General features: G+C 37.5%; 8 protein-coding genes. 4 read left to right on the top strand and 4 right to left on the bottom strand.

What is annotated here, in order from left to right:
- Positions 1-196 (top strand): cytochrome b (locus HMPREF0023_RS01475; RefSeq protein ID WP_008940964.1); only part of this gene is annotated, 196 nt, incomplete at its 5' end.
- Between the two features lie 43 nt (positions 197-239).
- On the opposite strand, the gene HMPREF0023_RS01470 is transcribed toward HMPREF0023_RS01475, so the two are convergent.
- The 4 genes from HMPREF0023_RS01470 to HMPREF0023_RS01455 all read right to left on the bottom strand — a co-directional run bounded on the left by HMPREF0023_RS01470 (position 240) and on the right by HMPREF0023_RS01455 (position 5,515).
- Positions 240-1,238, bottom strand: a complete 999-nt coding sequence (locus tag HMPREF0023_RS01470; protein ID WP_005082053.1) for an adenosine deaminase — start codon at positions 1,236-1,238, stop codon at positions 240-242.
- Between the two features lie 78 nt (positions 1,239-1,316).
- A complete protein-coding gene (locus HMPREF0023_RS01465; protein ID WP_004638516.1) occupies positions 1,317-2,636 on the bottom strand; it encodes an NCS2 family permease in 1,320 nt (439 codons plus the stop codon).
- Positions 2,637-2,961: 325 nt separating this feature from the next.
- Positions 2,962-3,147: a hypothetical protein gene (locus HMPREF0023_RS01460; protein WP_005082051.1), complete on the bottom strand. Its 186-nt coding sequence runs from the start codon at positions 3,145-3,147 to the stop codon at positions 2,962-2,964.
- Between the two features lie 187 nt (positions 3,148-3,334).
- On the bottom strand, positions 3,335-5,515 hold the full coding sequence (locus tag HMPREF0023_RS01455; protein ID WP_005082048.1) for a TonB-dependent receptor: 2,181 nt from the start codon (positions 5,513-5,515) through the stop codon (positions 3,335-3,337).
- 316 nt (positions 5,516-5,831) lie between these two features.
- Between HMPREF0023_RS01455 and HMPREF0023_RS01450 the strand changes: the two genes are divergently transcribed.
- The 3 genes from HMPREF0023_RS01450 to HMPREF0023_RS01440 all read left to right on the top strand — a co-directional run.
- Positions 5,832-6,104, top strand: coding sequence for a hypothetical protein (locus tag HMPREF0023_RS01450; protein ID WP_005091002.1), 273 nt, complete (start codon positions 5,832-5,834; stop codon positions 6,102-6,104).
- Between the two features lie 233 nt (positions 6,105-6,337).
- The gene (locus HMPREF0023_RS01445; protein ID WP_008940963.1) at positions 6,338-8,338 is read left to right on the top strand and encodes a TonB-dependent receptor plug domain-containing protein; all 2,001 of its coding nucleotides are present in this window, start codon (positions 6,338-6,340) and stop codon (positions 8,336-8,338) included.
- Between the two features lie 197 nt (positions 8,339-8,535).
- Positions 8,536-8,975: AraC family transcriptional regulator ligand-binding domain-containing protein (locus tag HMPREF0023_RS01440; RefSeq protein WP_008940962.1), on the top strand; the 440-nt coding region annotated here is incomplete at its 3' end.

The raw sequence follows: 8,975 nt of genomic DNA, 5'->3' as shown, positions 1-8,975 counted from the left end.
GCCTGTGTTATATCTTTTCGAAATTCCAAGATTAGTTCAAGATAATCCAGAGCTTCTAGCAATTGTAAAACCACTTCATATTTATTTGTCATGGTTTGCAGGGTTACTGATCGTTGGACATGCTTTAGCGGCAGTTAAACATCATTTTATCGATAAAGATAATGTCTTACGAAGCATGTTAAAACAACCTAAATAAACCCTTGAATATAAAAAAACCGCATCATGCGGTTTTTTTTCGTTTAAATTTTCTTTACTTCATCAATCCACTTTTGTTTTTCTTCATCTGATATAAATGACGCTTCAAATGAATTAATCGCAAGTTGTTTTAGCTCATCATTGGATAAATCTAAGGCCTGCTGAATCGCAGCAAAATTATCATTCATATAACCACCGAAATATGAAGGATCATCAGAGTTTACTGTGACATGGACACCTTTTTGCAGTAAACGACGGATATTATGCTCAGCCATATCATTTACTACACATAACTTTAGATTACTTAAAGGACACACAGTTAATGGCATCTTTTCTGCAATCAAGCGCGCCATAAGTTGTTCATCTTCTTCTGAACGAACACCATGATCAATACGATTGACTTTGAGTAAGTCCAGAGCTTCCCAAATATATGCTGGAGGGCCTTCTTCACCTGCATGTGCAACGATTAAGAAACCTGCTTCACGCGCTTTGGCAAAAACACGTTCAAATTTCGATGGTGGATGCCCCACCTCACTTGAATCTAAACCAACAGCAATAATATCATCTTTAAATGGTAAAGCTTGCTCAAGTGTTTCAAATGCTTTCTCTTCACTCAAATGACGTAAGAAACACATAATCAGCTGAGAACTGATGCCCAACTTTTCTTTTGCATCTGCACACGCACGTTTTAAACCGTTTAAGACCGTAACAAATTCAACCCCACGCTCAGTATGCGTTTGCGGGTCAAAAAACATTTCTGTATGCACGACACGATCTTCTGCACATTTTTCAAAATATGCCCAAGCAAGATCATAAAAATCTTGTTCATGCACCAGCACATTTGCGCCTGCATAGTAAATATCTAAAAAAGATTGAAGATTATGGAAGTTATACGCTTGCTTCACTTCTTCGACAGATTGGTAAGGAATCTGAATCTGATTACGCTGTGCAATTGCAAACATCAGTTCTGGTTCAAAAGTACCCTCAATATGCACATGCAACTCGGCTTTGGGTAAAGCACGAATCAGCTCGACTTGATTCATATTAACTCCGCGTCTAAATAAAAAAGGGTGTTGCCTAATCAGGTACACCCTTTAAAAGGTTTCTAATTTTTAAGCGACTTAACCGCCAAATGCAACAAACTTAAATACCCACAGTGCTGCAATGATCCAGACCATATAAGGTACTGTCTTTGCTTTGCCCGTAAGTAGTTTAACCAATGCATAGCTAATAAAGCCCATTGCGATACCATCCGCAATCGAATAGGTAAATGGCATGAATACGATCGTTAAAAAGGCAGGTACTGCTTCAGTGATATCATCCCAATCAATATGGGTGATTCCTTGAATCATCAATACTCCAATAAACAACAATGCAGGTGCTGTAGCAAAACCTGGTACAGATTGAGCAAGTGGTGCTAAAAATAAACAGCCAACAAATAACACAGCAACTACTACCGCCGTTAAACCTGTACGTCCACCTGCAGCAACCCCAGAAGCCGATTCAATGTACGGAGTTGTTGATGATGTACCTAATGCAGCACCTGCAACGATTGCTGATGAATCAGCAAACAATGCCTTTTTCAGGCGCGGTAATTTACCATCTTTCAACAAACCCGCACGGTGTGAAACACCAACCAAGGTTCCTGTACTGTCAAATAAATCAACAATGAAGAATACGAAGATAACGCCGATCATGCTGGCAGTGAATAGACCCTCAAAGTCCATTTTCATAAATGTTGGAGCAATTGATGGAATATGACCAACTACACCCTTAAACTCATTTAAACCTAAAGCTGTTGCAATTGCGGTAATCACTAAAATACTAATAATGATTGCACCACGTATTTTGAACTGATGCAAAACCACGATCATTAAAAAGCCAAATAAAGCGAGTAACACTGTTGGTTGTTTGATATCCCCTAAACCGACTAAAGTTGCTGGATTATCAACAATAATCCCAGCATTTTTTAATGCAATCAAAGCAAGAAATAATCCAATACCACCACCAATCGCCAGTTTCAACGACATCGGAATAGCATTGACAATCGCTTCACGAATCTTCATAAAGCTAATCGCAAGGAAAACCAAACCAGAAATAAATACTGCTGCTAAAGCGGTTTCCCAAGGCACTCCCATACCCAAGCATACTGAGTATGTAAAGTAAGCATTCAAGCCCATACCTGGGGCTAAAGCAATTGGATAATTCGCAATTAACCCCATCACCAAACAGCCAATCGCCGCAGCTAAGCAGGTTGCTACAAATACAGCACCATGATCCATTCCTGTTTCTGAAAGAATCAATGGATTTACAATAATGATGTAACACATGGTCAAAAATGTAGTTACACCTGCAAGAACTTCTGTTCTAAAACTCGTTTTGTTATCGCTTAATTTAAATAAGCGTTCTAACAAACCTGCCGAAGCATTAGGCGTTGCCATAATAGCACCTGTCAAAATCTAAGATCGTAGGAGATAAAATCTATACCTTTGTGTTTCAAACTTTTTTGAATTTTTCACCAAAAGGTATACAAAGCTGAAAGCAATCTATATGCCAGCTCGATACGCGTCACATCAAAACATGTATAAATCTAATTCCGCTATCAAAATATAAAAAGCCGCATAACAATATGCAGCTTTTTATTTAATGGTAAATATTTTAGCAGATTCTAATAGGAACTTGCGTACCTTCAATCAAAAAAAGATGACTTACTGATCGCGACAAATGCATCAAATTAGCTCAAAATCTTATAGCAGATGTTGTTACCTATTTAGTTTGTTTTAGACTGCTCAAATGTGTATGTGGGTTATGTTGAATTTCATTCAAACTATGCTCAGCGTCATGAACAACTTTCATAAGTTCTTGACGTTTTTTCGTCTGTGCATCTTCATAACTGGTATAACCCAAAACGAGAATAGAAAATAAGAATAGGAGTACAAGTGCGATCTTCATTATTATTATCTCTTTGTTAGTGTTTTCTCTGATTCTAACAAATTTTGTGACTTTGTAGTTATTTTTCTAAATTAATTCCTTTCTGACAGCATTTTATAGTTTGCGTATGGCGTCCTACGTTTATAAGAAAGAAAAAAGCACTTTTGTTGATCAAAAGTGCTTTTTTATATGTGACTTGTTCAAGCCATTAGAATTGATAGTTTAAACGTACCAAGAAATTACGTGGTGTGCCTGGCATCGAGTCTGAACGCCAATATTCTTTATTGGTCAAGTTATTGACAGCAATCGTCAGGTTCCAAGGGGCAGCGCTATAACCAATCGCAGCATCGAGACGTGTAAACCCCTTAAAATCGGTCGGTTCTCTATCTAAATTACCATTTAGATATACCTTCGCATCTCCTACATAAGTTGCACCAATTTCTCCATAGATTTTATCTGTAGGTAGATAACGAACAAATAAATTACCGATATGTTTTGGTACATTATTCAGTTCTTTTCCAACATTTTTTGGTTTTTCTTTATCTTTAGTAACTTCTGCATCTATATAGCTGTATCCACCTCGTACAAAAACATTATCGAGTGCACGACCAATAAAGCTAAACTCCATTCCTCGAGAACGATGCTGTCCGCCAACTGCCCATTCTTCTGGTTTATTCTCAGGATCTGGTTTATAGCGGATATTATTCTTACGAATATCGAAAACAGAAAATTGAGTATTCAAACGATCATTTAACCAATCACTTTTTACACCAACTTCGTATTGCTCGTTGTATTGAGGATCGGCATCAAACGCATTAACATTTGTATCCGCAGATACGACACTCACTCCCACTCGACCACCAAATGGAGCAAAACTTTTACTATAAGAAGCATAGAAACTTTGACTTTCTACAGGCTGCCAAATAAAACCGATGTTTGGACTAAAGCTTTCTCCATCAATACTACGTTGGTAATCCTTCTCTTCACTTGTCTTCAAACGATTAGTTGTTTGCGAGTGGAAGTAATCATAGCGCCCACCCAACATCATTTTGAAATAGTCATTAAAACTAATCAGGTCTTGAATGAATACACCATAGCCTTCCCCTTGGTTATAGTTATGTGTTCGTATTTTTAGAGCACCTGTACCTCTTGAATGACTACGTTCCCCAGTTAACGGATTTACATAACCATAAATAGCCGTACCATTTTCATTTTGATTTGCAAGCAAAGGTTCGCGTTGTTCATAGGTCCAATCAGCACCCAGCAATAAATTATGTTTTATGCTTCCAGTATTGAACTCACCCTGAATATCAAAGGTATTACTTGTAGTTTTGTTACTTGTTTGCTGCCAATAGTAGAGCTGTGAAATATCACCGACATGTCCATTACAAGCTCCTACATCTGTTAAACAAAGACTACCCAAGTAAAAATGATCAAAATTCTGCTCAGTTTCTCGATAGCTAACAGCCCAATGAAAGTTCCAATTTGGTGCAAACTCATAATTCAGGTCAGATCGTGCAACTTGTAAAATATCATTTACATAGTCACCCTCTTGTGCAAAACCTGTTTTGATTGATGTACCTTTAGGTAGAGCAGTAAATGAAGGGCCACGATCTGGAACACGATGTAATTTATCGTAGGTATACTGCATTGTCCAAGTTAAGCCATCATCATTTTTATATGTAAAACTTGGGGAAAGCATCTCGATTTTGTTTTCGATACCTGAACGGAAACTGTTCGACTCGCCATATTCTCCTGTCAAACGGACAGCAAAGTTATCATTTAGAACTTGGTTGAAGTCCACCGTTGTTCCATAGTTATCATATGATCCACCATAAATCCCTACCGAACTTTTAGAGTCAAAATTGGCAAATTTACTCACCATATTGATCACACCGCCACCTGAACTACGACCATAAAGTACAGATGCTGGACCTTTTAAAATTTCGATACGTTCAACATTTGCTGTACTCCGACGTATTTGACCACTTTCACGAATACCATCTCGATAAATATCACCAGTATCAGCATTAAAACCCCGTATGCTGATACCATCACCACGCATATCATAACTCGTTGATACGCCTGGCGTACCTTGCAACATCACACTTAAATCATTTGAGCCATAAATTTTATATTTCTGCACATCAATCGTATCAATGGTTTGGGGAATGTCTTTTTTCTTTAAACCATTACGCGTCACACTCGCCTGATCATAATCAATATAACTTTTGATCGGATCAAGCTCACTCATCGCCTCAATTTTAATTGTAGGCATGACAGCGGTTTGTTCATTTGCGATTGCATACTGAGCTTGCAACAACATCAAACTCAATACACTAAATTTAAAAATAGGCTGTTCGAACAACCCTAACGCAGCAGACTTCATAAAAATTCCAAAAAAACTCAGACTAAATTTCAAAAAATAAAATAATAAAATGCGTTACAATTTTAATAAAAATAATTCTCATTTTCACCAACTTTCGTATTAATTTTCAATCTTCGGGTTGTTTTTCATCCATTAAAGATTAAAAATCTCATGAACACTAATAAGGCTAAACTTTGTATTTTTATGTTTATTGATGTTTTCTAGTTCAAAAAATTTGCTAAAGTATTTTGGTATATTCACTCCATTACTTATTTTAATAAAAGACATGTGATAAGACTTTAATAACATAAAACATCTATTTTTAAGGAATTATAAAATGACCAATAATCAAAATGATCAATCCGAATCAAATGAAGATCTACAAGCCTCAGATCAGGCTGAAGCCTTTGAAGGCAACATCCATTTCGGTAGATGGGGTGAGTTTAATCCCCCTCCAAAACTTAGTGAAGAAGAATTGAAAAATATTAAAGAAAAGCATTTATTAGAAGAACATACACCCACACCTCCACCACAAACTCCACTCGAACAACTTGGACACTTAGGAAAAGAGATTTTATCTGGAGGACGTGATCTTACAGATGATGATTAAAACTTAACTATTTATTTCTAATTAAGCTTAGTTGGGGCACATTTAGATGTACTCCAACTTTTTTATGCATGTAAAATGATGAATTCAAATGTTTATCCATCCAATATTCCATTTTTCTACACAATTTTACATTAGGCTACACACAAAATAATTTGATATTTTTTGGGGTAACTATAATGAAACCATCACTCTATCATGGGAAGTTGAGTCTGCTCAGCTCTGCCCTATTCACAATGAGTAGCTTCGTTTTTGCTGAAGATTATAATTCTTACTCCCCGCAAGTAGACACTGCCACTCAAGTGCTTCCTACATTGACATTTAATGCGTCCGCTGAACCCCAAAAGCAACAAGATGATGATATCAGCGCGGTACCCAAGACGATTATTAGCCGTGAAGAAATGCTTGAATATGGCGATCAATCTGTAATGGATGCTTTACGCCGCGCAGCAGGTTTTCAATTACCTAGCTTTGGTCAAGGACCACGCGGAGGTGCTTCAGGTATGCGTTTTCGCGGTGGTGGTGCGCCGACTTTTTTGATTAATGGTGAACCAATACAAGGTGGTCCGCGTGGTGGTATGTCAATTATTGACACCATCACTCCAGAGATGATTGAACGTATAGAAGTCATTAAACAACCGAGTGTGGCACAATCTTCAGTTGCTTCATCAGCGGTCATTAATATTATTTTAAAAGAACCAATCAACACCCGCATAAATGGCACAGTTAAGTTAGGTTATGGCTTACGTGAAAGCGGGCAACAAGAAATGGAAAGAAAGCAGATCAATGTCCAAGCAGATGGTCGTGAAAATCAATGGTCTTATAGTCTATCCGCCAATCAAATGTGGATCGATACTACCTCAGTTTCAAAAACTGAATCTGAGACAGGTACACGTGAAAATGTTCGTACTGTAAATCGAAACATGCAAATGTTTTCTCCACGTCTACAATACGATCTGGATGATCAGCAAAAACTCATTGCAGAGTTGTTTTACCGCAACATAAAAATGGAGGGTCACTCAGCCAATCAAATACAAGATGATAAAAATGACAGTATCCGATTAAACACACGCTATGAACGAAAAGACAAAAATCTCAGTGATAAAATTCGTTTTTTAATTGAACGACAGACTGAAAGCCAACTAACTCGCTCACCAGAGCAACGGATCTACACAGATGAAACCATCAATGAATATGGTTTGGCTTATGATGGAACGAGAAAGTTGGATTCAAATCGTCAACTTAAATTTGGTCTAGACAGTCGTTTTAATAAGCTCGATAGTAATGTTAGCAAAAGCCTAAATGAACAACGCTATGCAATGTACGGAGAAGGAAGTTGGCGTTTTACCGATCGCCAAACAATGACATTAGGTGCACGTCAAGAGTGGATCAATCGTTCTGGCTTGGTTGACTACCAAGATCAACATCTCAGTCCAGTACTTGCTTACCGTTTTAACATCACTGATCAATGGTCATTGCAAACTAATTTAAGCCAAGCCTTTCGTAGCCCTAAATCAGATCGTTTAATTCCTACCGTCACCGTTTCAACAGATAATGATGCTGGCTCATTAAACAATCCAGATCGTGGTGGCAATCCAAATCTGAAAGCTGAAAAAATTCATGCAATTGAGTCAACGCTTGCTTATGACTCAGCGAGTGGAGGTATCAACTTGACTGCCTATCATCGAGAAATTAAAGATTACATCGAAAAAGTCGTCAGTTTGGAAGGAAATCGTTATGTTGAACGTCCACAAAACCAAGATGAGGCAACCACTTATGGAGTCGAAATTTCTGGTCGTTATGCTTTAAAACAAACTGAAGCAGGTCATGCCTTTATGCTTAATGGACAAATATCTACTGTGCGTGCAACCATTAAAAATCAGCAACAACATGAACGTCTTGTCAGCGATGTTGCACCATACAATATCAGTACAGGTCTATCTTATAGTTATAAGCCGTGGCAGCTTTCCAACAGCATAAACATGAGCTATACCCCAGAATTTAAACGTGCGTTGGATGGTCAACCTTATGACCGTACAACCAATGAACGTTTTAGCTTAAATTTAAGTACAACCAAACGTTTTGCAGATGGTTGGGCTGCAAGCTTGAACTTAAACAATATCCTCAGCACCGATTATAAAGAGCGCCTGACTTATCAATCTGATGGTCGTTTGTATCAAGCACGAAGCAATGAAAGTATTCCTAACTTTCAATTTACACTCGAAAAGAAGTTTTAATCTTCAAAAAAGCCAGTTATGACAACTGGCTTTTTATTCCTGTTGATGGCTATTTCTTTGATTGTATGACAGAGAAATTTTCTAAATGAGGTATAAATATTATTTAATGAAGTCTGTAATAAGCTTCTAACAAACATTTCATTTCTATGATAAAAAAACATAGTATATTGTTTTAAAAGTTTATTTAACCTTCAAACATGGTCACAAATAAAGCAAGCGATGCTGGCATTTTTTTATGGATGGTGTATCAAACCATGCACAAGATGAACCTTGATGCGGCCGCTATCTTTGCAAGTGTTCATTTACCGGATCAACCTCCTGACAAGTCTGTGCGAAGAAATAATTCTACACAAAGACGTTTCTGGGATGCGGCTGAGAAAATTAGTGTAGATTCAGATGTCGGACTTCATGTTGGAGGAAATGTACCTCCATTTCGTGGACAAGTGATTGAATATCTTTTTCTCAGTAGTCCAACCTTTGGTGAAGGATTACAACGCACTATTCGTTATCAAGCATTACTCACAGATGCCATGTCTTTTAAACTCGAACATCATGATAATAAGGTTGCGATCATTTCTGGTCTCAATCATCCCGTAAGACATTACTTAGAATGTGCGATAGGAATTTTGCTTAATTT

It is taken from the genome of Acinetobacter sp. ATCC 27244 (assembly GCF_000156555.1).
In the GTDB taxonomy this organism is placed as follows: domain Bacteria; phylum Pseudomonadota; class Gammaproteobacteria; order Pseudomonadales; family Moraxellaceae; genus Acinetobacter; species Acinetobacter haemolyticus.
Note: the sequence above shows the minus strand (reverse complement) of the source record. Positions and strands in the feature narration are given on the sequence as shown.